We start from the raw sequence: 24,386 nt of genomic DNA on the forward strand, positions 1-24,386 counted from the left end.
TTAACTCATTTTAACGGGGAAGTTAACGCTGCTTTGTCAATACATCTAGGCGTAGCCGTTCTTCAGGCGTAAACATCGTCTGCTGTAATGCCACAATTTGTTGCTGTGCTTGCGGCACATTACCCAATTTGCTCAGTATTTGGTTAGACTGTGTCTGATAAGTTGCCACACGCTGTGCAAATTGTGCTTCGGATTGGTCAAGCTGCTCAAGCCGTTTGACCGCTTCAGGCGAGACGTATTGACTACGCAAGGCATTGATTTGGCTTTGCGTTGCCCCTTGCTGCTGCATTTGCTGCGTTTGCGCTAATAACTTGTCAATATTGCGCTGCTCGGTTAGCTTTGTCTGTAGATTTGGGTCTTTAACACTGGCGATATAGGCAGTTTGTGCCTTATCAATGATGGCTTGGCGCTGGTCATTGCTCAGTTGCGCGTTTTGCTTGGCTTCGACGACCGTCATGTTATAGTCATTGAGGGCTTGTTCATCCCCAAAAAAGGCTTCACGGGTTTTGGCGTCAAAATAGCGGGCTTGCAGCTGTTGTACTGCGCGTAATTGGTTCTTAATCGCAGATAAATCTAATGCGCTGACGTTGGGGTTTTGCTGTACTTTAGGCTTATCTAGCTGGCTGACAGCAGTCAAATAGGTGAGATAATTTTGAAAAATGTTAACCGCTTGGCTTGCGGCAGGCTCAGGCGTATGTTCACGAATATAGGCAATCACCCGTTGTTCAATCTGGGTTAAGGGCTCTTCCCCTTGTGCGGACAAAAAGTAATCAAACAGTCGGCGCAAACCTGCGGTCACCACCAATTGCTTATTTTCATCGATAATAATTTCGCCATCGACTTGGGTGCCTTGTAGTGATTTGGGCAGCGATGTGGCCAGTGATGTGGGCAAGGGGTTAGCGTTCGCGCTGACGGAGGATGCATGGGCGAGCGTGATGGTTTGATTGGACGGCAATACACCAGATGGCATCGCACTAGCGGCATCCTGCGGCAAAGGATTGGCTGTTTTGACAGCGTCCTTAGGTTTTAACCACAGGATGCAGGCTATCAATAATGCGATGATGCCACTGGCTAATACGATTATTAGCCAGTTTATCGGTCGTTGGTTTGTGTCAGGGTTGTTTGAAGGAACCATAGGCATAAGCTTACAACGATTGACCTTTTAAGCGATTGACTTGGTTGCGATAGACAGTCAATGGATTGGTGTCTAGCAAACTGACAATGCCAAATACCTGATTCACTGAATCCATATGATTCATTTTATAGTTATCACGAATCACTTCACCGAGACGACTTGAGCAGGGTGAGACAAGACCATCATTGGCTTCGCCATTGAATGATAAACCCGTCAACCCCAATACCGTATCAGACGGATCGACAAGCATGGTCATAGTTTGGGCGCCACTAAATGAGTAGTAACGTACATTATTGACCACCGTGTTTTTTGGGTATCCACAATAACTGGTCGGCATTGCTGCAGGGAATTTTTGGTTAAATTTGGCTGCGTAATTGGTGGTGAGTGAATTGACGGCTGCCCAGCCATCTTGCTGCTGCAGTTGATTCAGTGGCACGCCAGATCCAATATCCATCACACCGCCCACCAATTCAAAAAATTTGATTGCCATTAAAGAGGCGGTATTAAATTCGCCAGCGGGTAAGCCATCAGCTGCACTGCCTTCAGTCACCATTTTGACCGTCCAATCTGCCATTTTTGAGCCTTGCTCAGGGCTAGAAATCGCCGTCACAGACGAGACTAGCGATGGCGCAACCCCCGCCACATAGCGAATATCAATCCCACCGTGGCTATGACCGATTAAGTTAACCTTCGGGCTGCCGGTGATGGCAATGATGGTTTTGATTTGTTGGAGTAGCTGCTCACCGCGCACTTCGGTGTCATTGACACTTGATGTCTTGGTCACATACACACTTGCGCCATTTTTGGTGAGATCTTGAGGAATGCCATTAAAATAATCGACCAAACCAAACATTTTGCTCCAGCCACCAAGCCCATGAGCAAGTACGATAGGGTATTTGGTTTTTGCAAAATCTGAGGTGGCGCTTAGGGAGGTGACTGCGACACAGCCAGTGGCATTGGCACAGTTGTAATAGCTTGAGGCATAAGAAGACGCAGAAAATGCGATGGAAGAAAAAAGCAATCCTTTGGCGGCACGGCGCATAAAGCGATGATGTGACATATACTTATCCTTGTAAAGTCATAATGAAGTTTCGCTGTCCTATCGATTAAATTAACCTAAATCAAGAATTTGTGAATCAAATGAAATGACCGATCAGTATATTTTTTGGCAAGGTCAGTTGATGCAGTAGCTATGTAGGGTTTGGGTAAGGTTAAAGACCAAGTGTTGTATTGGCACAATTGGCATGCCATCTAAAAAAGCAGACACAAATTGTCATTGATTTTTTGCTATGATTTGCTAAGGTAACGGCTGATTTTTCGTTTTTGCTGTTTTTATTTTTTGCCCCTCATAACAAGAGAATAACTGACCCACTATGTTAGAACTACTATCTGACCCGTCAGCGTGGCTAAGCCTTGCGACGCTTGTCATTCTTGAGATTGTTTTAGGTATTGATAATCTTGTCTTTATTGCCATCTTAGCCAATAAACTCCCGCCGCACCAGCGCGCTAAAGCCCGAAATTTAGGTCTAGGTTTAGCATTACTCATGCGATTGGTGCTCTTGTCCATGATGTCATGGCTCATCACCTTAACCGATCCTGTTCTCACATTAGGAAGTTTTGATTTATCGGTTCGCGACATTATTTTATTGGTAGGCGGGGTGTTCCTGCTGTTTAAAGCAACTACGGAGCTGCATGAGCGGCTAGAAGGAAAACCTGAGCATACCAACCAAAGTAAAGTGCAAGCAGGGTTTATTGCGGTTGTCGCACAGATTGTGATTTTAGATGCGGTGTTCTCGTTTGACGCGGTGATTACCGCTGTAGGTATGGCAAAACACCTTGAAATCATGATGGCGGCAGTGATCATTGCCATGGCATTGATGGTGGCTGCCTCTAAAGCGCTCACCGAGTTTGTCGGTCGTCATCCAACCGTGGTGATTTTGTGTTTAAGTTTTCTACTGATGATTGGCTTTAGTTTGATTGTTGAAGGACTAGGCTTTCATATGCCAAAAGGTTACTTGTATGCGGCGATTGCGTTCTCAATTTTAATTGAAGCGTTTAACCAAGTAGCCAAACGCAATAAAACCAAATATGAAAATCAAATTCCGATTCGTGACCGTACCGCGGATGCGATTTTACGTTTAATGGGTGGTAAAACTGAAGAAGCGGTTACCCCAGAGAATAATTCAGAACATTTTGATTTTGATAGTATGCCTTTTGCGCAAGAAGAGCGTTATATGATTAGTGGCGTACTAGCGCTCAATGAGCGCGATGTACATACCATCATGACGCCGCGCAATGATATCTCTTGGGTCAATATCAACGGTAGCCGCGAAGAAATGCGCGCGCAATTGCTTGATACGCCGCATAGCTTGTTCCCTGTGTGCCGAGATACCATTGATAAAGTGCTTGGGGTAGTACGCGCCAAAGACTTTTTGGATTTGCTTGATAACAATGTCGCAGATATTGAAACCGCCATTAAACCCTTACTTAACAAGCAGCAGCCTGTGTTTGTGTCAGAGAGCATTGACAATCTAAAGCTGCTCAATATGCTTAAAAAAGCCAAAGGTAATTTGGCAATGGTGATTGATGAATACGGTCAAGTCGCAGGTCTTGTGACACCGCTTGATGTGTTAGAGGCGATTGCAGGTGAGTTCCCTGATGAAGATGAAACCTTAGAAATTATCCCCTATGACGATTATTGGATTGTGAATGGCACAGCAAGTTTGCACCAACTACGTTTGGAGCTTGACGATCCAGATTTGCTACTCGATGCCGATCAGTTCACCATTGGCGGATATTTGATTTCGCAGTTGACCGATGTCCCAGAAGTCAATCAAACCATTGATATCGGTGCCTATAAGTTTACCATTCTAGAAACTTCAACATCGCGCATTTTGAAATTAAAAGTTGAACGTGAAGCCCCGATGGTGGCAACGGTTTAAACCACTAATTAGGTATAAAAAAGGGGTAATTAACCCCTTTTTTTTATTACTTTTTTAGGGATACAACAATCAAGGAATTTGCTTAATCGTCAAGGTGATAGTAGGCAGATTGCTGGTTGACGTGGCAGCAGATTGACTAGATACAGGGGTGGATGATAGCGCAGTCAGGGTAATATCCATATTGGCGAAACGCTGTGTTTGACGCAAGTCACCGCGCAAATCCCCAATCGATAGGTTGAGAGTTTGTGGGCGAGAGGTAGTAGTCATAGCCGTGACCGCTACTGTAGCATTACCTGCCCAAATACACTGTACACTTGTGGCACAGCGGCTATCATTGAGCACTTTATCAAAAGTCAGATTTAGCTGGTTTTCTTTAACAAAGATGTTTTGACCCAGCGCAAGCGTGACCGTGCGAGTGGCATTGGCGGGTTGGTTGACTGTTGAGGGCGTTGGTTTGGCGGGCAACGTAGGCGCAGTCATACAGGCGGTCAATAGGCTCGTAGTGAGTAAGGCGATACTTGTGGTTTGAATGATTTTTTTCATCAGTAATTTCCTTTTTTTTCTTAACGGTTAATTTTATTTCTGGTTTTTAGTTTTGATTTTTAATGTTATTTTTTAGCGGCAAAAAAACGCTGTAGTCCCGCCAATACTAAGTCTTGCCGAATTTCCACGCTGGCTGATAGGTGCGGCTCAAAAGTATGGGCGTCACCGCCTGTCATGGTGATTTCAAATTGTGGGTAGCGATGAATGGTTTCATTGATTGCCCCAACAATGGATAACATAATACCGTGATGCACCGCGTCTTGGGTATTGGTGCCTGAATCTATACTATCAAAAGTGCCATCAATAATACTAATCTGGCGCGTTCCTGAGAATAGCGACTCGCGCTGCAAATAGATACTGGGGAAAATATAGCCCCCCAAATGATGACCCTGATCGACCAAATCAATGGTAACGGCAGTGCCGCAGCCAATCACGCATTGTTTTTTGCTAGGCTCGATGATACCGAGCATTTGTAGCCAGCGGTCAACGCCAAGTTGGGCAGGGTTATAGTCGCTTGACATCAGCGCGTGGTTGGCATCGACTTGGGCAAATTCAAACGGTTTTTGCAATCGCTCTAGGCTTTCTGCGACGTGATTATTGACGGCTTGTCCAAGTACAGATGACACCCCGATAAAATCAGGATTGAGTCGTTCAAGCCGAAAGGTCAACCCTTTGAGCAATTCGGCAGGCGCTTGCAAATGCTGCTCAGCCGCATGATCGAGCACTTGACCGCTATCGTCTGTTAGCCAATATTTTAAGCGGGTATTACCCAAGTCTAGCCAAAGTTTTGTCATAAATAATAGCCTTTGAGTGGGATGCTTTATGTGTGTTTATTTGCCTGCAAGGATGAAACGGCTGAATCCAAAACTTGAATGGTGCCTGTCCAAATCGTTTGTATGCTGCCATCTGCTTGCTCAATGAGTAGACAGCCTTGCGCATCAATACCTGCTGCAATGCCTGTTATTGATTGCTCAGATAAGGCGTTATGAATTTGCAAATGCTTGTTTTTTAATACGTCTCTTTGGGCAAAATCATGGATAAATTGCTCGCTCGCTTCAGCCGCTTGCAGCTGATTAAATTGCCCAATCGCATTGGCTATGGCATCGCTAATGGGCTGATAAAACTCACTGGGCTGTAAGCGCTGCGTTGTCAAGTCTTGAAGGCTTATTGCTTGGTAGTTTAAGCCTTCTTGGGTTTGCTGGGTCAGCACAGGGGCATGGGCAATATTGACCCCCACACCGATGACGACCCCTAGCATGTGACCTGCGACATTGACAGGCTCTATCAAAATACCCGAGAGTTTTTGAAATTGGTCAGGTAGGTTGTCTTGTGGTTGATAAAAACCGACATCGTTCACCCATTTGACGCCAATGGTGGGCAAATGCTTTGCCAGTCTTGTTTGGTTGATGGCTTCTATGATAGGGATTTGACTGAGCTGATAACCCACGCACAGTGACAAGCGACCATCTAATCGATAAGATAAGCAAAGATTTTGCTGCCAAGCATAGGCTTGTGTCGGCACATACAGCGATAAATAAACATTGCCTAGCGGTGATTGCCATGTTCTGCCATGTTGACCACGTCCGCCTGATTGGGTATCAGCAGTGAGTAAATGGGGGCGGCTAAAATGCGGTCGGTTATGGTCGGTGGGCGACTGGTCGTGATAGCTTAGCACCATCCAATCAATTAGCTGGCTGTTGGTTGAGTGGGTGCTGGCTAAGTGGGTATGGCAAAGCGAATCAATTCTCATAAGGATGGGTACATAGGGTGGGTTTTATAAGCTTAGGCACAATGTTACAAACGTCAAAAAGATAAGTTTGCTATACTAACGCTATTTTTAATCAAAGGAAATGCAAAAAATGATGTATCTGTGGTTTTTGCTGGCGGGGGCATTTGCTGGCACTTGTGCTGGGCTATTTGGTGTCGGTGGCGGATTGATTATCGTACCCGTGCTGATGGCGATTTTTAAAGCGTATGGCTATCCAAGCGACGTTATTACCCATTTGGCGGTCGGGACATCGCTTGCCACGATTGTGGTGACATCGATAAGCTCCATGCAATCGCACAATAAGCGCGGTGGCGTGCGCTGGGATGTATGGCGCAATATGTCGATTGGCTTGGTGGTTGGTAGTTTTGTTGGTGCTTATATCGCAGATTTATTGCATGGTAAGGTCTTGGCGTTTTTGATTGCAGGCATGGCGCTGTTTATGGGGCTAAAAATGCTTCTGGCTAAAAAATCGGAAGTTGTCGCGACCACTCACTTGCCATCTGCGCCTGTGCAAACAGGGGTGGGGGGCTTGATTGGCGCAGCATCGGCGATTTTTGGTATTGGCGGTGGCAGTTTTACCGTGCCGTTTTTGAGCCGTTTTGGTTTGACCATGCAACAAGCGGTGGGTACGTCAGCAGCCTGTGGTTTACCGATTGCCATTGCGGGAGCGCTCGGGTTTATGTTTTTTGGCAAAGATGTACAGGGTTTGCCCGCTGAGGCGATTGGCTTTGTGCATATCACTGCGTTTTTGTGTATTTCAGTGATGAGTTATTTATTTGCCAAAGTGGGGGCAAAATTGGCGCACCAATTGCCTGCCAACACCTTAAAGCGCATGTTTGGTGGTCTGCTGCTGATTGTGGGGGCAAAAATGATGCTGGGCGCGCTTGGGATTAATTTATGGTAAAAATAAACCATGGGTTTTGTGTGATGTCATGAGAATGAATTTTATAATCCATTCTCAATCATATGCCCCATACGCGCTTTTTTGGTATTGAGATAGGCTTCATTGTGGGGGTTGACACCCACCAACAGCGGCACGCGCGCTACCACCTCAATACCAATATCATTGAGATAGTCAATTTTGTTGGGGTTGTTGGTTATCAGCTTTAGCTTATCCACACCGACATGCTCAAGCATCGGCTTGCACATCTCATAGGTGCGAGCATCGGCAGGCAAACCGAGCAGCAAATTAGCATCAAGCGTATCATGTCCTTGGTCTTGCAGCGCGTAAGCTCGGATTTTGTTGGTCAGTCCAATCCCGCGCCCTTCTTGGCGCAAATATAAAATCGCCCCGCAGCCGCCATTTTTAGCATAAGCTTGAATCATCTGCATGGTGGCGTTGAGCTGAGGGCCACAGTCGCATTTAAGCGAACTAAAGGCATCCCCTGTCAAACATTCGCTATGAATGCGTACCAATGGGATTTTGGATTTATCGGCCGTGGGCAAGCCTGCCGTCAGCATAACGTGTTCATGTTTGCGATTGCCCAGCGCATCGCGTGCCGTGTCGTCCGTATCTTCAAACACATGAATATCAAATAGCCCATGCGCTGTTGGTAAGGTTGCTTGCGTGATAAATTGATACGACACCCACTACTCCAAAAAAATGACCCACTGACTCAAACAACTGAACCAAGTCGGTAAACCCAAAAATAAAAGTGCCCTTTACATGAAGGCATTGATTAAAATATCAAGAAGGATAGCGTCATTACCCATCTTATCAATAACCCGCAAGCTAGGCTCACATGCTATCTGACGCAACTTTTTTGTCAAAATTTATCAAAAACTCAAGGCTTTAGTCTAAACTTTATAGAAGCTATAAGATACAATCTAAAATAGCGAGGTTTGATGTTTAATCAACAAAAAAATGCTATTATGCCACATTCATGCGCCACATTGGCAATTCAAAGCTGGTAATGCCAGCTTAGCCACCTAGATTTTCAAGCGCCCAACGCTTTGGCAGTCTGTCAATTTTGTGCCAGCAATAAGGTGTTAATAGTCATTGTGCGTTTTAACTATTTATTTTTTTCACCTGTGTCAACAGGGCTCATCGAGTCCCTGTAAGCAATGAAAAGTGTCAGCCAAGATATGTCAAAAACTAAAATAGCTAACCAAAAATACCCATTAAAAACCTTTGATACCATCCCTATGCTAAAGCCGCATACGCCGCTGCTCGATGGTGTGGACAGTCCTGATGACCTAAAAAAAATGAGTACCGCGCAATTACAGCAATTAGCCGATGAACTGCGTGAGTTTTTGCTGTATACAACGGGCGTCAGCGGCGGGCATTTTGGTTCTAACCTTGGCGTCGTAGAGCTCACCATTGCACTGCATTATGTCTTTAATTCACCCAAAGACCAAATTGTCTGGGACGTAGGGCACCAAGCCTATCCCCACAAAATTTTAACGGGTCGCCGTGACAAGCTTACCACCATTCGTAGCCAACATGGGCTGACCGCTTTCCCTGAGCGTCATGAGTCTGAGTATGATACTTTTGGCGTTGGGCATTCATCGACGGCGATTTCTGCAGGGCTGGGCATGTCGCTTGCTATGCGCTATTTAGGCAAACATGACAAAGTGGTTAGCATCGTCGGTGATGGTGCTATGACAGGCGGCATGGCGTTTGAAGCGATGAATGACGCGGTGCAGCAAAATGCCGATTTGATTGTGGTGCTCAACGATAATGACATGTCAATCTCACAGGCAACGGGCGGATTTTCTAAACATTTAGCCACCCTTTGGCAGCGTGGTTTGGCAGTCGATATCGATAAAAACGGTGATGCGATTTTTACCAAGCGCGTCATCTCCAGTGAAGACCGCCGTATTCGTCATTATTTGCACATGGCAAACGAAGCTTTAGATGACTGGACATCGCGCTTGCCCAATAAAATTGTCGAAAAATTGGCAGAAAAAGGTATTCCTAAACCCTCTCAGTTAGAGACATTACCTGAGAAAATCGCCAATAAACTCATTGATGAAGTGTTCCCCGAAAACTTGTTTAAAGCCATCGGTTTTCAGTATTTTGGACCGTTTGATGGGCATGATGTTGCCAAATTGACTCAAGTATTTGAACGGGTCAAGCAGTTGAAAGGTGCGGTGCTTGTCCATGTGCATACGGTGAAAGGTAAAGGCTTTTTACCGGCAGAATGTGACCCGATTACTTATCATGCCATTACCAAACTTAAGAAAATCAACCCAGCGCAAGAAAAATCTGTGCCAGTTGACAGCCAAAAGCCCGTAGCTACTGTAGCCACCCCCGCCAAAAAATACTCGCAAGTGTTTGGCGAGTTTATCTGCGATAAAGCCGCCACAGACAAACAACTGATGGCAATCACCCCTGCGATGGCTGAAGGCTCAGGCATGACCGAATTTGCCAAGCGCTTTGCTAGCCAGTTCTTTGATGTGGCGATTGCCGAGCAACATGCAGTGACCCTAGCGGGTGGTATGGCAACCCAAGGCGTCAAACCAATTGTCGCGATTTACTCCACATTTTTACAACGTGGCTATGACCAACTGATTCACGATGTGGCTTTGCAAAATTTGGATGTGATGTTCGCCATTGACCGTGCGGGCTTGGTTGGTGAAGACGGTGCGACTCATGCGGGGGTGTTTGATATCGCCTTTATGCGAACTGTGCCTAATATGGTGATTGCTTGTCCAAAAGATGAGAATGAGTGCTATAACTTACTCAATACCTGTTATGAGCATATTGGACCCTCTGCCGTACGTTATCCACGCGGTAACGGCATTGGGGCAGAGATTGATAAAAACCAAGCGATGTATCCAATCGGTAAGGCAGCGCTTGAACAGACTATTGATGCCACTGCTGAAGGTATGAGCAACGTGGCTAAAAAAGTTGCGGTGCTTGCTTTTGGTACCATGGTAAAGACGGCGGTCACGGCGTGTCAAAAATTAGCCGAAACTTACCCAACGACGACGTTTTTTGTTTATAATATGCGGTTCGTTAAACCGTTAGACAGCGAATTAATAGATACTCTATTGGCGCAAAACTGCTCCATTGTTACTCTTGAAGAACACCAAATCATGGGCGGTGCCGGTAGTGCGGTCAATGAATACCTCGTTGCTCAAGCAGCAAAAACAAGCCAAACCTTGCCAACGCTACTTAATATCGGTATCCCCGATAAATATATCGCGCATGGCAGCCCTGAGCAGCAATTAGCCGATTGTGGGCTAGATGTCGCGGGTGTGGTCAAACAGATGCAAACGATTTTGTCATAAATTTTAAATTTTTATCCTTCAACAAAAGGTCAATTATGGAACCGATGGTCGTCATGGCAGCCCGCGCTGCACAAAAAGTAGGTCAAGAGATTTTAAATGCACACAACAATCGCCACAAGCTAGAGTTCACGATTGAAAGCAAAGGCTTAGATGGTTTGGTGACCCAAATCGACCGTTATAGCGAAGAATTATTGATCGCGATGCTTAAAGAAAGCTACCCAACCCACTCGTTTTTGGGTGAAGAATTTGGGCTACAAGAAGGCAAGGGCAATGATAAAGACTGGTGCTGGGTCATTGATCCATTAGATGGTACCCACAACTTTATTCATGGCTTACCGCATTTTTGTGTCTCAATCGGCGTGCAAAAAAATGGCGTCACCGAACATGGCATCATCTATGACCCAGTGCGTGATGAGATGTTCTCAGCCAGTCGTGGTAAAGGCGCCCGTCTCAACCAACGCCGTATCAGCGTCAGTGAGCATAAAACCATTGATGGCGGCTTTTTTACCACAGGTCATCCGCTTGAGCGTAACCGCGCGGAAGGTAGAGTATCGTATGCCAAAGAGCATTTTGAAAGCTTACAAAAAATCTGCGAACAAGGCGGTCAAGTGCGCCGTGTGGGTTCAGCCGCGTTAGATTTGGCATATGTCGCAGCGGGACGGTTTGATGGTTATTTTGAAATGTCTATCAAACCTTGGGATATATGTGCTGGTGAATTAATTGTCACTGAAGCACGTGGTACTGTGGTTGACCATACAGGCGCACACAATGCGATGCAAACAGGCTCTATCTTTGCAGCAAATATCAAACTATTAAAACCATTGATGCAAACCGTGGTACCAGTTTGGGGCAGTGCCGTAAAAGGCTGATGTTACTGTGACACTAAAAACGCGCTAACCAATGGCGCGTTTTTTTTCATAATCAATTCGTAAAAAAATAGGCTAAGCTAAAGAGGTTAAGTTAAGCAGATAGACAACAACGTTGGCATAATAAGAGATGACAATATAAAAACGGCAATCAATATTCACTGATTGCCGTCCTTGTTCTATAGGCTGTTTTATAGCATCTTGTTTATAGAATCCTGTTTATAGCATCTTGCTAAAAATCACCTAAATGGCGTATGTTAGAAAGGCTATCTTTCAATATACTGTAATTTATTGGGTACGCCATCCCATTCTTTGGCATCGGGTAGTGGGTCGTGCATGGCAGAGATGTTTGGCCATTTTTCGGCGAGTTCTGCGTTCAGTTCAATGTATATTTCTTGACCTTTTGGCACTTCATCTTCTGAGAAAATCGCATTGGCAGGGCATTCTGGCTCACACAGCGCACAGTCAATACACTCATCAGGATGGATGACCAAAAAATTCGGACCTTCATAGAAACAGTCCACAGGACAGACTTCAACGCAGTCAGTATATTTACAACGAACACAGTTATCAGTAACGACGAAAGTCATGGCGGTGGCTACCTTTTTTTAGTTGCACAAATGTTAAAAGCATAAAAAATACAATCGTATTATTTTAGCGCGTTACGCTTTTTTTAACAATTCCTTTAATGAATAAATAAATTCTAACGCCTGTTTCGGCGTCAGCTCGTCAGGGTTTAGGGCGTTGAGTTGTTGGATAAGCTTATATTCATCAGCCTTCAACGTTTGATAGTCAGCTGCTGCACTTTGCAAATCCAGACCCATTTGCCGCTCATCTTTTGGTGGATAGGGTAAAGGATTGTTGGGCAAATTTTTTTGTTCGCTTTGGTTATCCAAATAATATTGCGCTTGGGCTAATAAGTCTTGCGGCAAACCTGCCATTTTGGCGACATGCAATCCAAAACTGCGATGCGTCGCCCCGGGTGCGATTTTATGCAGTAGTAGTAACTGCCCATTGATTTCTTGGGTGACAAGGTGTTGATTAAACATTTTGGGGTGTCGCTCAGCCAGTTCAGTGAGCTCAAAATAATGGGTGGCAAATAGGGTCAAACAGCCGATTTTTTCTGCTAAATAATTCACGCACGCATGCGCAATCGCTAGACCATCTTGGGTGCTGGTGCCACGACCGACTTCATCCATGAGTACCAATGAGTTGGCATTGGCTTGGTTCATGATATTGGCGGTTTCAATCATCTCGACCATAAAGGTAGATTTACCACTTGCCAAGTCATCTGCCGAGCCAATGCGGGTAAAAATCCGTTCAATACGACCGAGTGTTACCGACTGCGCAGGGACATATGCACCACAACAAGCAAGTAATACGATGAGGGCGGTTTGACGCATGTAGGTCGATTTACCGCCCATATTGGGCCCGGTGATGAGCATCAAGCGTTCAAGTTGATTGGCTGTTCCCATGACACAGTCATTGGCGACAAATGGGTCAAGCGATGGCCTCTGATGGTGAGCTTGGCGCTGTTGACCTGCTTCAACCACGATATGCCGTCCGCCTTGGATATTGAGGCTTGCGGTATCATCCGTGGTATTAAACAACGGGCGGCACCAGTTTTTACTATGATGAGAGCGATTCTGCAAACGCGTTAGGCTGACCCAGTTGGCAAGCACGTCCAAATACCCAATCGCTTTGGCAAGGCGCTGCACATCGCCAAGCTGTGATTTGAGCTGACCCAGCAGGTTTTCATAGATACGTTTTTCAAGGATCAACGCTTGCCCTTGTGCCGATAAATAGGATTCTTCAATGGTTTTGAGCGCTGGCGTGATAAAGCGTTCAGCATTTTTGAGCGTTTGACGGCGGGTAAAATATTCAGGCGCATTCTTGGCTTGCAGGGCGCTAAGTTCAAAATAAAATCCGCTCACTTTATTAAAGCCCACTTTGAGCATGGGCAGGTTGTTTTTTTGCCGCTCTTGCACCGCCAATGCTTCCAAAGTTTGCTCGATATTGCCATGCAGATTTTGCAATTCATCAAGCTGTGGGTCATAGCCCTTTTTTATCATGCCGCCATCACGGATGTGGGCGGGCGGCTCATCGACAATCGCTTGCTCTAGCAAGGCATGGATATTGGCAAAACTGTCAGTTAAAGCTAAATCAGGTAGCTGTTTGCTAAGCATGGCAAGCAAAGGCGTCTCGGCAGTTAGCGTCGTTATGTTGTTAAAATCAAAATATTGCTGCAACTGCTTTGACAACGCTAACGCTTGCGCCAAGCTCAGACGCAATTTGAGCAAATCGGTCGGTTTTGCTGAACCCAAGCCAATGCGTCCCCCAATGCGTTCGATATCGCTGATTTCGCTTAATGTTTGTTTAAGCAATTCAAACGCTGCTATCGGCAATTGCATCAGTTGTTCAACCGCATCAAGCCTGCGGTTAATCAGGGTGACATTGCGTAGCGGTCGGCGCAAATGATGCACTAAAGCGCGTTTGCCCATCGGCGTTTGGCAATGATCAATCACCGATAACAGCGAAATACCCGATGCCAACACGGGTTTAAAAATTTCCAAATTTTGCTGACTGATGGTATCAAGCTGCAAAAAATCGCCGTTATGCTCGAGCTGTAGGCTGCAAATATGGCGTAAATCAGCTTGCTGGGTCTGTTTGCCGTAATGCAGTACAACCGATGCCGATGAGATGGCAAGCGGTTTTTGCTCAATGCCAAACCCTGCCAGCGTGGTGACGCTTAGATGCTGGGTCAGATGTTCAAGGGCGTTATTGGGCAGAAAATAACTGTGCGGCTGTGACAAAATCGGCGGCAGACTAGCTGTTGGACTATTTGCGCTCAGACAATCCTGCAAAAAATGTTGCCATGCCTCAGACAGCTGTTCATCTATCAGCACTTCACTGGGATCAAAGCGGGCGAGCGCGTTAGCAAGCTCGCTTTGTAGTGCAGTATGGCTGTCGCAGTTAAGCTCAGTGACGCGGATTTGTCCTTGTGCCAAATCCAGCTGCGCCAATCCCACCGACATTTGCTGTTTGGCAAAGCTGATCGCGACGACCGTTGGCGTTTGTCCTTGGGTGATGAGGTTATCATCGGTCAGCGTCCCTGCGGTCAAGGTACGGACGACTTTACGCTCCATAATCTTAGCGGCATTGGCTTTTGTTTTGCTGGTTTTTTTTGCTATGCTTTTGGCTGCAGTGTCTTTTGCTACAATGTTTTCTTCAGGCTCGTCTTCAGTCTTTTCTTCTTCAACTTGTTCACAGACCACCACGGTTTGCCCGGCATTAATCAGCCGAGCAATATAGCCGTCTGCCGAATGAAACGGCACGCCTGCCATCGGGATGGTATTGCCCTGTTTATCTTTGCCACGTCGGGTCAAGGTGATGCCCAAAATATCGGCAGCAAGCTTGGCATCATCAAAAAATAGCTCATAGAAATCGCCCATCCGGTACAGCACCAAGGCATGGGGATAATCCGCTTTTAGGGTGAGATATTGCTGCATCATGGGGGTATGATGGTCAAGATTGTGAGGCATGGTCTGGGTCATAATGGTTAAACGTTATGAAGTTAAGCAACAGGTGCGTTTGTCGCACCATGTTGGGTGTGTGAGGTTGGTTAAGGCTGGGATGCACAAATGCGCGTTAGTTCCAGCCTATTTTTTAGAGCTTATTTACCAACTTATTTAAAAGCTTAAAGCGATTCGATTTTTGAGATCCAATGCTGTTTTTCAGCATCATCTATAAAAGACGCGTTAAAGCTGTTGATTGCCAATTGTTTGATATCCTCATTTGATAGCGCTAGCGCCTGCTCAATAGCGACAAAGTTGTCATTCATATAGCCACCAAAATATGCCGGGTCATCTGAGTTCACCGTCACGCACACGCCTTGATGCAGCATGGTTTTGATATTGTGCTCGCCCATGTCTTGCACCACTTTTAGTTTAAGATTACTTAACGGACACACCGTCAACGGCATTTGCTCAGCTATCAAGCGTTGCATGAGTTTATCATCTTCTGCCGAGCGCACACCGTGATCGATACGATTGACCTTTAACAAATCCAACGCTTGCCAAACATACGCGGGATCGCCTTCTTCGCCCGCATGCGCCACCGTCAAAAACCCAAGCGCTCGAGCTTTGGCAAATACCCGTTCAAACTTGGCGGGTGGATTGCCCACTTCGCTAGAGTCAAGCCCCACGCCAATGATATTATCTTTAAATGGCAAGGCCTGCTCAAGGGTGGCAAACGCGCTGTCTTCGCTCAAATGACGCAAAAAACACAAAATCCAATGCGAGGTGATGCCCATTTTTGCCTTGGCATCTAAGCTGGCTTGATAAAGCCCTTGAAAACAGGTGGCGAAATCCACCCCCCGCTCAGTATGGGTCTGTGGGTCAAAGAAAATTTCCGTATGCACCACATTATCAGCCTGGCATTTTTCAAAATACGCCCACGCTAAATCATAAAAATCCTGCTGTTTGACCAAAACGTTTGCGCCGGCATAGTAGATATCCAAAAACGATTGTAAATTATGAAAATTGTAGGCATTTTTGACATCTTCAATGGTTTGGTAGGGTATATCAATTTGATTGCGTTTAGCGATGGCAAACATCAGCTCCGGCTCAAATGTGCCTTCGATATGTACGTGTAGTTCGGCTTTGGGTAATTGATGAATCAGTTGTTGTGGGGTCAATGGGGCAGTCATGGCAAACTCGATAGCATAATGGCAAAGATGGGTTAAAATCTTTCAAGAAAATTTCAACAATGAAAATCTCGAAAATAAAGCTCAATTATGGGGATGGATTCATAAAGATAAAGGTAATAGAGGGGAGCGTTTCAAACTTACAGGCTGTCATAACCTTGTATCTAAAAAAAGCAAACCCATATATAATAGCAAAATTTATTTTGAATACCTTTATTAACCATCATCGTATTAAAAGTCATCGCACTTATTGATTTGAGCACTTTAGGAAAATCCTCGTATGTTAGGCAAAATGATAGGCAAGGTTATCGGCACCAAAAACGACCGTGAGCTTAAGCGAATGCGTAAGTTGGTCGACAAAATCAACGCCTTAGAACCCAAAATCCAGCCCCTCTCTGACGAAGCATTAAAACAGAAAACTGCGGAATTTAAAACCCAGTTTGCGCAGGGTACTAGCCTAGATGCCATTTTACCTGAAGCTTTTGCGGTCTGTCGTGAAGCCTCAAGACGTGTCCTTGGCATGCGTCACTACGATGTACAGCTCATCGGCGGTATCACCCTGCACGAAGGTAAAATCGCCGAGATGCGCACGGGTGAAGGTAAAACCTTGATGGCAACGCTTGCGATATATCTCAACGCGATTAGCGGTAAAGGCGTGCATGTGGTTACCGTCAATGATTACTTGGCAAGCCGTGATGCCGAACTAAACCGCCCGTTGTTTGACTTTTTGGGCTTGACTGTCGGCGTGATTTACTCACAGCAAGACCCGATGGAAAAATTTGAGGCCTATGCCGCAGATATTACCTACGGTACCAACAACGAATACGGCTTTGACTACCTGCGTGACAATATGGTATTTCGCCTAGATGAGAAAAAACAGCGCGGACTCAACTATTGTATCATCGATGAGATTGACTCGATTTTGATTGATGAAGCGCGTACGCCGCTGATTATCTCGGGTCAAGCCGAAGACTCATCGGCTATGTACAGGCTGATTGACACCATCATCCCGCGCCTCAAACGCTCAGAAACCGAAGAAGGCAACCGCGAAAACCGTGAGCAGGATTTTTGGATTGATGAAAAAAATCGTCAAATCGAAATCAGCGAAAAAGGCTACGAGAAAATCGAAAAATTCTTGGTAGAAAAAGGCGAGCTTGGCGAAAATGAGAGCCTATATAGCCCAACGCGCTTGCCACTACTAGCCCACGTTCAAGCCGCGATTCGTGCGCACCATTTATTTGTTAAAAACATTCACTATATCGTGCATGAAGGCGAAGTCATCATTGTCGATGAAAACACAGGGCGTACCATGCCCGGTCGCCGCTGGTCAGAAGGTTTGCACCAAGCGGTTGAAGCCAAAGAACAAGTTGAAATCCAAGCCGAAAACCAAACGCTTGCCACCACGACATTCCAAAATTATTTCCGTCTGTATGACAAACTCTCAGGCATGACAGGTACAGCCGATACCGAAGCTGCGGAATTTAAACAAACTTACGATTTAGATGTGGTGATTATCCCCACCCACAAACCGATTCAGCGTATTGACCTTGATGACCAAATTTTCCTAAGTAAAATGGGCAAATATCAAGGCATCATTCGCGAAATCAAACGCATTCAAGAAAAACAGGCACCGATTTTGGTGGGGACGGCAACCATTGAAGCCAGTGAAGTGCTTTCAGAGTTATTGACACAAGAAGGCATTCAACATAACGTCCTTAATGCCAAACAGCACGAGCGTGAAGCCGATATTATCGCGCAAGCAGGTAGCCCCAATGCGGTCACTATTGCCACCAACATGGCAGGTCGCGGTACTGATATTATCTTGGGGGGTAACTGGCAAGCAGAGCTCGCCAAAATCGACAACGTCACCCCTGAAATGAAAGAGCAAGCCCATGCCGAATGGCAAGTGCGAAACCAACAAGTGCTAGAGGCGGGTGGTTTACATATTATCGGTTCTGAGCGTCACGAATCGCGCCGTATTGATAACCAATTGCGCGGTCGTGCGGGTCGTCAAGGTGACCCAGGGGAGTCGCGTTTTTTCTTGTCGCTTGAAGATGACTTGATGCGGATTTTCGCTGGCGATCGCGTGGTGAATATGATGCGCGCCATGGGGCTAAAAGAAGACGAAGCCATTGAGCACAAAATGGTGTCACGCTCGATTGAAAACGCCCAAAGCAAAGTGGAAAACCGCGACTTTGATGCCCGTAAGAGCCTACTCAAATACGATGACGTTGCCAACGAACAACGTAAGGTTATCTATAAACAGCGCGATGAACTGCTTGCCGAAAGTAATCTACAAGCAGGTATCGAAGCGATGCACTACGATGTGTACAATGCCTTGATTGACCAGTTCGTGCCACCCGGTTCGATTGATGACCAATGGGACATTGATGGGCTTGAAGACGAGCTTGAAAGTGAGTTTCGTATTCATATGCCAATCAATGACTGGCTAGATGCCGATCGTCGTTTGGATGAAGAAGGCTTACGCCAAAAAATTATCGAGGCTGCGTTACTCAACTACCGTGCTCGCCGTGAGCAAATGGGTGAAGAAAATGCCGCCCAGCTTGAGCGTCACTTTATGCTATCTAGTCTAGATAAGCATTGGAAAGAACATCTAAACCAAATGGATCAACTGCGTAAAGGTATCCATCTGCGAGGCTATGCGCAAAAAAATCCTGAGCAAGAATATAAATCTGAGTCTTTCTCATTGTTCCAAAGTATGCTTGGTGCTATCAAGTCTGAAACCGTGCAAGATTTAGCGCGTGTTCATATCCCAACGCCAGAAGAAATCGCTGAGCTTGAGCGCCAGCAACGTGAACAAGCCGAGATGATGCGTCTGCATTTTGAGCACCAAGAAATGAATGGCGTGACCGGTGAGCTAAGTGACGATGAAGACATGATTGCGCGTAACCGCCAGCAACGCACGCGAGCCACGTATTCATTTGGTCTAAGCGGCTCAGCAGCGGCAACCGCGAGTCCAGAGATGGCTGAAAATGGTGACAATCCTTATGCCAACTTAGCAATTAGCCGAAATGCCCCTTGTCCATGTGGTTCGGGTTTAAAATACAAGCAATGCCATGGCAAAATTTAAGGTGATATCATTATCATCTTTGAATTAGCAACCTTGTTGATTGAGCAATTTTTACTATATAGACTATCAAGTACGTTGTCGGGTTGAGCGATTTATTGATAGTAGAGGATTACCCATGCAAAACACACTAGCAAAAATCACCATGCTGAGTTTAGTATCGGCGCTTACGTTGACAGCTTGTGATAAAAAGACAGACAGCACAGACAATGCCGCGGCAGCATCAGCGGCAGAATCACAAGCCGTACCAATGTCAGCTGCGCCTGCCGATGAAAAAAATAGCGCCGCTGTGACCGAAGCCAATGCCACCGTAGATGCCGGTCCTGACGCTACCAGCGCCAGTGGCACAGCAGCGACCCCTGTTGATGCGATGCCAGCGAGTAACACCGAGGCAGACGCTGCAGATGACGGCGGCGCGGATAATTCAGACATGGATAAGATTACGGAAAATGATACCGTGATTGATAATGCACCTGCTTCGCCCAACGCACCAAAAGCCAGCGATGATGCAGCGCCTGCCGTCGGTAACCAAAAGGTTGGTCAATAACAACTAAACCCACAAAAAAAGCTGATACCCATCAGCTTTTTTTAACGCTTCATCTAAACGCTATTCAAACTAAATGCTGTTCAAATAATTATCAAAACGCACGATATCATTTGATAGGCTTAGGTTGGGCGATTGGTTTGCAAGAAAAGGCGCTGATTTAGGTCGTTTGACTACCACCATACCATTGGGGGTTATTTGCGCCAACGCCGCCGACAATAATTGTTGGGCTTGCGCAATCGACGGTGGGGTCGTCACAGTATGCAACATCTGCATATGTTTATTAACCGCTGATTTGTAGCTATCAGCGGGAAACATCGGATCTAGATAGACACGGTCGACTTTTAGCAACTTAGCCAGCAATTCTATCGCATCGCCATGATAAATCGTTAATCGACTCATCAATTTTTGCCAGTTGCGATGCTGCGCCATTTTTTGCTGTTCTAGTTGCAGTAGCAAAAACATGAGTGGCTGCTGTTCAAGCAAAGTCACACTGGCACCGGTACTTGCCAAGATTAAGCTATCATGCCCAAACCCTGCGGTTGCATCAATGACAGTCATGCTGGCTTGTAGCTGCATGGCTTTGAGTAGCAGTTCAGTTTTTTTGCCCGCTTTGACCACCCGCTGTTGTAGGTTTTGCCAATTTGGGCTGACTTTCATGCCCGCTGCGATGACAAAAACATCACCTACCTCATCAATCAGCACACTGTTATCATCGACTGATTTCAGCCATTTTTGAGTTACTTTGCTAGTAATCTTTTGTGGTTGTAAATTGACGGATAAAGGGGCGAGTATGGTTTCGACGTTTGCCAAACGCTGCTCGCTTGGCAAAGTGTCAACATAATACAGTTGGATTGATTGATGAGATAGCATAGGGATTCAAATATAGCCTAACATACCAGCGATGAGTACCAGTACGCCTACCACGATGCGCCACCAAGCAAAAATCGTAAAATCACGGGTACTGACCCAGTTAACCAACCATTTGATGAAAATCATGGCAAAAATAAATGAGACCACCACACCCACTGCCATGATGGTCCAGTCTTCAGCGCTGGTCAAAATATGATGGTTTTTGGTCAGATCTAATAGGCCAGCACCTACTAATACAGGAATACCTAAGAAGAAAGAATACTCCGCAGACGCCTTACGTGATACACCCAAAAATAGGGAGCCAATAATGGTAGAACCAGAGCGAGAAGTACCAGGAATCAAGGCAAGACATTGAATCAAACCAATGATAATCGCCGTTTTAATATCAATATCTTCCGCTTCGGCATATTTGACCGTATGTTTGTGTTGTTGGCGCTCTGCCCAAAAGATAATCAAACCACCGACAATCAATGAGATTGCCACCACGGTTGGGTTAAATAACGCCGCTTTTAACGCTTTATCAAACAGCAAACCTATCAGCATAATCGGAATGGTGGAAATAATCAGCGAGATACCCAATTGACGCGGGTTTTTACGCTCAGGGTCTTTACCCGTAATAAGTCCCATCAAGGCGCGCCATAGCCGTCCCCAGTACAAATAAATTACCGCTGAAATCGCACCCAGCTGAATGACGACGATAAACAAGTCGGCTTTGTCTTTGGTCCAAAAATTTAACAGGGAATCGGCAAGAATTAAATGCCCGGTACTTGAAATCGGTAAAAATTCGGTAATGCCCTCAACCATGCCCATGATGATGGCTTTAAAAATCAAAATAAGATCCATAACGTATCCAACTATGTTAGTTATTAACAGTCAAAGCTAACAATTTTTGCGCTTATAACAAGGTAAAGGGTAGCGAGTCAAACTTAACACAACATGAGTAATCAGCCGATAAATTAAGCCTTTTGTTGTTCGGCTAGGGTTTTCCACGCATTATTTCTTAAATAAACTGGCAACGCCAGCTCAGCAGGGACGGATTGGTGCTGCTGGTACAAGATTAGCCCAAGTTTGGCAATGATAATCGCTGAGGGGCGAATATCGGCAAAGATGGCTTGACCTAGCTGCGCATTGACCAAGGTTGCGCCATTCCCTACTAAGGCTAAGTCTTTGTCTATCACACTGTCATAATCAAGCAAATGCTCAGTAGCGCCTGCCACAAGCTGCATGATGCCATCCCTCATGGCGTATTCACCTGCGTACACTTGGTTCATGCGCGCATCTGTCAGCGCCAATACGTGAGGGCGTTGGTGTAGTTCAAATGCCGATTGGGCGACAGCTTGCAGGCTTGATACCGGCAAACAAGGCAAATCATGGGCAAAGGCGATGGCTTGCGCTACCGCCGTATTAATGCGTATGCCACTAAAAGCCCCGGGACCTCGATTAAAAGCAATCGCAGTCAGTTGTGACCAATCAATCGATGATGCCGTCATCAGCGCTTGTATCATCGGCAAAATTTGCTGGGTTTGCAGACGATTTCCCGTCAGGGTCTGTTCAGCGATGACATTACCTGCTAAATCCACGAATGCCACCGAGCATTGGTCAAATACACTTTCAAGTGCCAAAATCATAACAAATTGCCTTTACCGTTTGCAGCAATCATGCGCTTAAAGCACACAAATTTTGCCTAAAAAATTGCTTGGTATGATACCACTAAAAACAAATTTGAGCATAATTTAGTTAACATGGATTTAAGCAGAAATGCCCTCAACCCCGTCAATAAAGTGCTATAATCCTTACTATTTTTAAGGGTTTAAAGACAGTTTATTGAGGCAAATAACGAACGGTTAACAATGGTTTGCAAAGTCATTCAAAGTCCCTCAAAGTCACTTTGCTGCACAATTTTATAGCGTGTGTGATAGCGTTTTTTATCAGTAGTTTAAGTTTTATTTGTCGGTTAAATGGGTAGATAGGTTATGAGCGGTAAAATAATTTTTGATAATGGCAAGCATCAGTGCATTATGTTTAGTGATTTGGTAAAAGGTGACGGTATTCAGTCCAATCAATTTTTAATTTTGCACTCAGATGAGGAAACTGTCGGCGCGGTTATTGACCCAGGTGGGGATTTGACCTATACGCCGCTCACCCTAGCACTACTCAAACATACGGATATAAGGCATATTCGCTATGTGATTGGCTCACACCAAGACCCCGATATCATTGCGTCATTGCCGCGTTGGCTATTGCATACCCAAGCCAATATCGTCATCTCAAGATTGTGGGAGCGTTTTTTACCGCATCTTAACTCCGCGTTTACCACTGACCGTCTGCAAGAAGGGTATCTTAAGCGCTTGATTGCGCTACCAGATGAAGGCGCGGTGTTGCCTTTGGGGAAAAGCCAGTTATTTGCTTTGCCTGCGCACTTTTTGCATTCAGAAGGTAATTTTCAGTTTTATGACCCCATCAGCAAAATTTTATTTTCAGGCGATATGGGGGCTTCGTTGTTGGGTGATGCGAATGTGCCAGTGGAAGATTTTGACGCGCATATTCCGACCATGCGAGGATTTCATCAGCGCTACATGGTCAGTAATAAAGTCACCCGCTTTTGGGCAGATGCGGTTCGACAGTTAGATGTCGAGATGATTGTGCCGCAGCATGGCAAATCTTTTGTTGGCAAAGCTATGATTAATCGCTTTTTGGATTGGATAGGCAATTTGCCTTGCGGGGTTGATTTGCTCACACAAGACGATTATGACTATGCAGGGCTGATTAATAGTGTTAAAGTTAACTGATTTGTTGTTTTAGTCAATTATGTCCTCTAGAGTCACCCCTGTTTTTGAACAATTTGCCACCTCATACGATGCCGCCACACCGATTCAATCGCAGGTGGCAGAGCACTTGGCGCAGCTCATTGTGCGTTACCATACTGGCGTAACCGATATGTGCATGGTTGATGTGGGCTGTGGCACAGGAAAATTGACTCAGGCAGTGATGTCAAAGTTTCTACAAAACGCAGCGTTAGCTTCCGCTCAGTTATATGGCGTCGATACTGCTGCCAGTATGCTTGCAATTTGGCAACAGCGAGTCGAGCATCTTTTGTCGATGCCACTGTCATCTACCCCAGTCTCGTCGCTACCAAAGTCCCCAATGATGCTGCACAGCCAAGCGCTCTGCGCCAATATGGCAGATATGGCATTGGCAAATCAATCTGCCGATTTGGTAATGAGTAGTTTTGCCCTTCATTGGACATCACCAAGTGTTATCGCAGAGCTTGGGCGCATTGTTAAAACCGAAGGTCAGCTGCATTTGGCGATTCCGGTGGCAGGCTCTTTTTATGAAGTCCGTCAGCGCTTTCCCAAGTTACCTGTTTTTGATTTTTTATCCAGTCACGCTTGGCTAGCGGCGATAGAGACCTTGCGGCAACAGCGGCAAGGCACGCTAATTTATCACACCGAGCAATCGTTTGCTTTTTCTTATGACAATTTAAAAAGTCTGTTAAAAAATCTCAAGCAAATGGGCGGCGCCGTCTCTGGCAAAGACAGCATCGATACAGCGACATTTAGACGCTATTTGCAAGACCAATCGCCGATTGGGCTGGATTATGAGCTGCTGATGATTGGCTTACAGCTGTAAAGTTAAGGTAACAAATTTATCGACGATTTGGCTAACGTTTAGCGTTACACTAGCAT

At 45.7% G+C, this 24,386-nt stretch carries 20 protein-coding genes; 8 read left to right on the forward strand and 12 right to left on the reverse strand.

The genetic code is table 11. The features are described from left to right. Positions 1-22: 22 nt before the first annotated feature. Both ACAM37_RS02020 and ACAM37_RS02025 read right to left on the reverse strand, forming a co-directional pair. Positions 23-1,135 (reverse strand): lipase secretion chaperone, encoded by a 1,113-nt coding sequence (locus ACAM37_RS02020; protein WP_369626411.1) that lies wholly within the window; start codon positions 1,133-1,135, stop codon positions 23-25. Between the two features lie 10 nt (positions 1,136-1,145). Beyond that, positions 1,146-2,195 carry an esterase/lipase family protein gene (locus tag ACAM37_RS02025; RefSeq protein ID WP_369626412.1) on the reverse strand — a complete coding sequence of 350 codons (1,050 nt, stop codon included), beginning with the start codon at positions 2,193-2,195 and terminating at the stop codon, positions 1,146-1,148. A 313-nt stretch (positions 2,196-2,508) separates the two neighbouring features. Between ACAM37_RS02025 and ACAM37_RS02030 the strand changes: the two genes are divergently transcribed. Then, the gene (locus ACAM37_RS02030; protein WP_369626413.1) at positions 2,509-4,077 is read left to right on the forward strand and encodes a TerC family protein; all 1,569 of its coding nucleotides are present in this window, start codon (positions 2,509-2,511) and stop codon (positions 4,075-4,077) included. Between the two features lie 69 nt (positions 4,078-4,146). On the opposite strand, the gene ACAM37_RS02035 is transcribed toward ACAM37_RS02030, so the two are convergent. The 3 genes from ACAM37_RS02035 to ACAM37_RS02045 all read right to left on the reverse strand — a co-directional run bounded on the left by ACAM37_RS02035 (position 4,147) and on the right by ACAM37_RS02045 (position 6,370). Beyond that, positions 4,147-4,620 (reverse strand): hypothetical protein, encoded by a 474-nt coding sequence (locus tag ACAM37_RS02035; RefSeq protein ID WP_369626414.1) that lies wholly within the window; start codon positions 4,618-4,620, stop codon positions 4,147-4,149. Positions 4,621-4,685: 65 nt separating this feature from the next. Next, positions 4,686-5,414, reverse strand: a complete 729-nt coding sequence (locus ACAM37_RS02040) for a pantothenate kinase (RefSeq protein ID WP_050324692.1) — start codon at positions 5,412-5,414, stop codon at positions 4,686-4,688. Between the two features lie 26 nt (positions 5,415-5,440). Continuing rightward, positions 5,441-6,370: a biotin--[acetyl-CoA-carboxylase] ligase gene (locus ACAM37_RS02045; protein ID WP_369626415.1), complete on the reverse strand. Its 930-nt coding sequence runs from the start codon at positions 6,368-6,370 to the stop codon at positions 5,441-5,443. Between the two features lie 109 nt (positions 6,371-6,479). Between ACAM37_RS02045 and ACAM37_RS02050 the strand changes: the two genes are divergently transcribed. Beyond that, positions 6,480-7,292, forward strand: coding sequence for a sulfite exporter TauE/SafE family protein (locus ACAM37_RS02050; RefSeq protein ID WP_007115592.1), 813 nt, complete (start codon positions 6,480-6,482; stop codon positions 7,290-7,292). Positions 7,293-7,333: 41 nt separating this feature from the next. Here the strand turns inward: ACAM37_RS02050 and ribA are convergent, their stop codons facing one another. After that, complete coding sequence (gene ribA, locus ACAM37_RS02055; protein ID WP_369626416.1) at positions 7,334-7,975, reverse strand: GTP cyclohydrolase II; 642 nt, start codon at positions 7,973-7,975, stop codon at positions 7,334-7,336. Positions 7,976-8,473: 498 nt separating this feature from the next. Here ribA and ACAM37_RS02060 point away from each other — a divergent pair, with 498 nt between their 5' ends. Together ACAM37_RS02060 and ACAM37_RS02065 are read left to right on the forward strand one after the other, a co-directional pair. Further along, the gene (locus tag ACAM37_RS02060) at positions 8,474-10,624 is read left to right on the forward strand and encodes a 1-deoxy-D-xylulose-5-phosphate synthase (protein WP_369626417.1); all 2,151 of its coding nucleotides are present in this window, start codon (positions 8,474-8,476) and stop codon (positions 10,622-10,624) included. A 35-nt stretch (positions 10,625-10,659) separates the two neighbouring features. Next, a complete protein-coding gene (locus ACAM37_RS02065) occupies positions 10,660-11,493 on the forward strand; it encodes an inositol monophosphatase family protein (RefSeq protein WP_313421730.1) in 834 nt (277 codons plus the stop codon). A 263-nt stretch (positions 11,494-11,756) separates the two neighbouring features. On the opposite strand, the gene fdxA is transcribed toward ACAM37_RS02065, so the two are convergent. From fdxA to ACAM37_RS02080, 3 genes are all read right to left on the reverse strand, one after another. Next, the gene (gene fdxA, locus ACAM37_RS02070) at positions 11,757-12,080 is read right to left on the reverse strand and encodes a ferredoxin FdxA (protein ID WP_007115596.1); all 324 of its coding nucleotides are present in this window, start codon (positions 12,078-12,080) and stop codon (positions 11,757-11,759) included. A gap of 72 nt (positions 12,081-12,152) precedes the next feature. Beyond that, entirely contained in the window at positions 12,153-15,044 is a 2,892-nt protein-coding gene (mutS, locus tag ACAM37_RS02075; protein ID WP_369626418.1) for a DNA mismatch repair protein MutS, read from the reverse strand. 143 nt (positions 15,045-15,187) lie between these two features. Beyond that, complete coding sequence (locus tag ACAM37_RS02080; protein ID WP_472826319.1) at positions 15,188-16,198, reverse strand: adenosine deaminase; 1,011 nt, start codon at positions 16,196-16,198, stop codon at positions 15,188-15,190. A gap of 277 nt (positions 16,199-16,475) precedes the next feature. Between ACAM37_RS02080 and secA the strand changes: the two genes are divergently transcribed. Together secA and ACAM37_RS02090 are read left to right on the forward strand one after the other, a co-directional pair. Next, positions 16,476-19,286 carry a preprotein translocase subunit SecA gene (gene secA / locus ACAM37_RS02085; protein WP_369626419.1) on the forward strand — a complete coding sequence of 937 codons (2,811 nt, stop codon included), beginning with the start codon at positions 16,476-16,478 and terminating at the stop codon, positions 19,284-19,286. A gap of 115 nt (positions 19,287-19,401) precedes the next feature. Next, the gene (locus tag ACAM37_RS02090) at positions 19,402-19,830 is read left to right on the forward strand and encodes a hypothetical protein (protein WP_096489283.1); all 429 of its coding nucleotides are present in this window, start codon (positions 19,402-19,404) and stop codon (positions 19,828-19,830) included. Positions 19,831-19,899: 69 nt separating this feature from the next. Here the strand turns inward: ACAM37_RS02090 and ACAM37_RS02095 are convergent, their stop codons facing one another. From ACAM37_RS02095 to tsaB, 3 genes are all read right to left on the reverse strand, one after another. After that, on the reverse strand, positions 19,900-20,700 hold the full coding sequence (locus ACAM37_RS02095) for a class I SAM-dependent methyltransferase (protein WP_144918063.1): 801 nt from the start codon (positions 20,698-20,700) through the stop codon (positions 19,900-19,902). A gap of 6 nt (positions 20,701-20,706) precedes the next feature. Next, complete coding sequence (locus tag ACAM37_RS02100) at positions 20,707-21,543, reverse strand: undecaprenyl-diphosphate phosphatase (protein WP_313421735.1); 837 nt, start codon at positions 21,541-21,543, stop codon at positions 20,707-20,709. A gap of 113 nt (positions 21,544-21,656) precedes the next feature. Then, a complete protein-coding gene (tsaB, locus tag ACAM37_RS02105) occupies positions 21,657-22,328 on the reverse strand; it encodes a tRNA (adenosine(37)-N6)-threonylcarbamoyltransferase complex dimerization subunit type 1 TsaB (RefSeq protein ID WP_369626420.1) in 672 nt (223 codons plus the stop codon). A 345-nt stretch (positions 22,329-22,673) separates the two neighbouring features. Here tsaB and ACAM37_RS02110 point away from each other — a divergent pair, with 345 nt between their 5' ends. Continuing rightward, complete coding sequence (locus tag ACAM37_RS02110) at positions 22,674-23,489, forward strand: oxygen-binding di-iron domain-containing protein (protein ID WP_312539429.1); 816 nt, start codon at positions 22,674-22,676, stop codon at positions 23,487-23,489. Between the two features lie 19 nt (positions 23,490-23,508). After that, positions 23,509-24,330 carry a methyltransferase domain-containing protein gene (locus ACAM37_RS02115; RefSeq protein ID WP_369626421.1) on the forward strand — a complete coding sequence of 274 codons (822 nt, stop codon included), beginning with the start codon at positions 23,509-23,511 and terminating at the stop codon, positions 24,328-24,330. The last annotated feature ends 56 nt before the right edge of the window (positions 24,331-24,386 follow it).

This window comes from Moraxella sp. K23 (assembly GCF_041154765.1).
Taxonomy (GTDB): Bacteria; Pseudomonadota; Gammaproteobacteria; order Pseudomonadales; family Moraxellaceae; genus Faucicola; species Faucicola tetraodonis.

Bases quoted from the DNA above. Each gene is read 5' to 3' on its own strand.
- ACAM37_RS02040 (WP_050324692.1), bottom strand. From the start codon at position 5,414: ATGACAAAACTTTGGCTAGACTTGGGTAATACCCGCTTAAAATATTGG.
- ACAM37_RS02025 (WP_369626412.1), bottom strand. From the start codon at position 2,195: ATGTCACATCATCGCTTTATGCGCCGTGCCGCCAAAGGATTGCTTTTT.
- ACAM37_RS02060 (WP_369626417.1), top strand. From the start codon at position 8,474: ATGTCAAAAACTAAAATAGCTAACCAAAAATACCCATTAAAAACCTTT.
- ACAM37_RS02045 (WP_369626415.1), bottom strand. From the start codon at position 6,370: ATGAGAATTGATTCGCTTTGCCATACCCACTTAGCCAGCACCCACTCA.
- fdxA (WP_007115596.1), bottom strand. From the start codon at position 12,080: ATGACTTTCGTCGTTACTGATAACTGTGTTCGTTGTAAATATACTGAC.
- ACAM37_RS02020 (WP_369626411.1), bottom strand. From the start codon at position 1,135: ATGGTTCCTTCAAACAACCCTGACACAAACCAACGACCGATAAACTGG.
- mutS (WP_369626418.1), bottom strand. From the start codon at position 15,044: ATGACCCAGACCATGCCTCACAATCTTGACCATCATACCCCCATGATG.
- ACAM37_RS02065 (WP_313421730.1), top strand. From the start codon at position 10,660: ATGGAACCGATGGTCGTCATGGCAGCCCGCGCTGCACAAAAAGTAGGT.
- ACAM37_RS02110 (WP_312539429.1), top strand. From the start codon at position 22,674: ATGAGCGGTAAAATAATTTTTGATAATGGCAAGCATCAGTGCATTATG.
- ACAM37_RS02050 (WP_007115592.1), top strand. From the start codon at position 6,480: ATGATGTATCTGTGGTTTTTGCTGGCGGGGGCATTTGCTGGCACTTGT.
- tsaB (WP_369626420.1), bottom strand. From the start codon at position 22,328: ATGATTTTGGCACTTGAAAGTGTATTTGACCAATGCTCGGTGGCATTC.
- ACAM37_RS02080 (WP_472826319.1), bottom strand. From the start codon at position 16,198: ATGACTGCCCCATTGACCCCACAACAACTGATTCATCAATTACCCAAA.
- ACAM37_RS02035 (WP_369626414.1), bottom strand. From the start codon at position 4,620: ATGAAAAAAATCATTCAAACCACAAGTATCGCCTTACTCACTACGAGC.
- ACAM37_RS02100 (WP_313421735.1), bottom strand. From the start codon at position 21,543: ATGGATCTTATTTTGATTTTTAAAGCCATCATCATGGGCATGGTTGAG.
- ACAM37_RS02115 (WP_369626421.1), top strand. From the start codon at position 23,509: ATGTCCTCTAGAGTCACCCCTGTTTTTGAACAATTTGCCACCTCATAC.
- ACAM37_RS02095 (WP_144918063.1), bottom strand. From the start codon at position 20,700: ATGCTATCTCATCAATCAATCCAACTGTATTATGTTGACACTTTGCCA.
- secA (WP_369626419.1), top strand. From the start codon at position 16,476: ATGTTAGGCAAAATGATAGGCAAGGTTATCGGCACCAAAAACGACCGT.
- ACAM37_RS02090 (WP_096489283.1), top strand. From the start codon at position 19,402: ATGCAAAACACACTAGCAAAAATCACCATGCTGAGTTTAGTATCGGCG.
- ACAM37_RS02030 (WP_369626413.1), top strand. From the start codon at position 2,509: ATGTTAGAACTACTATCTGACCCGTCAGCGTGGCTAAGCCTTGCGACG.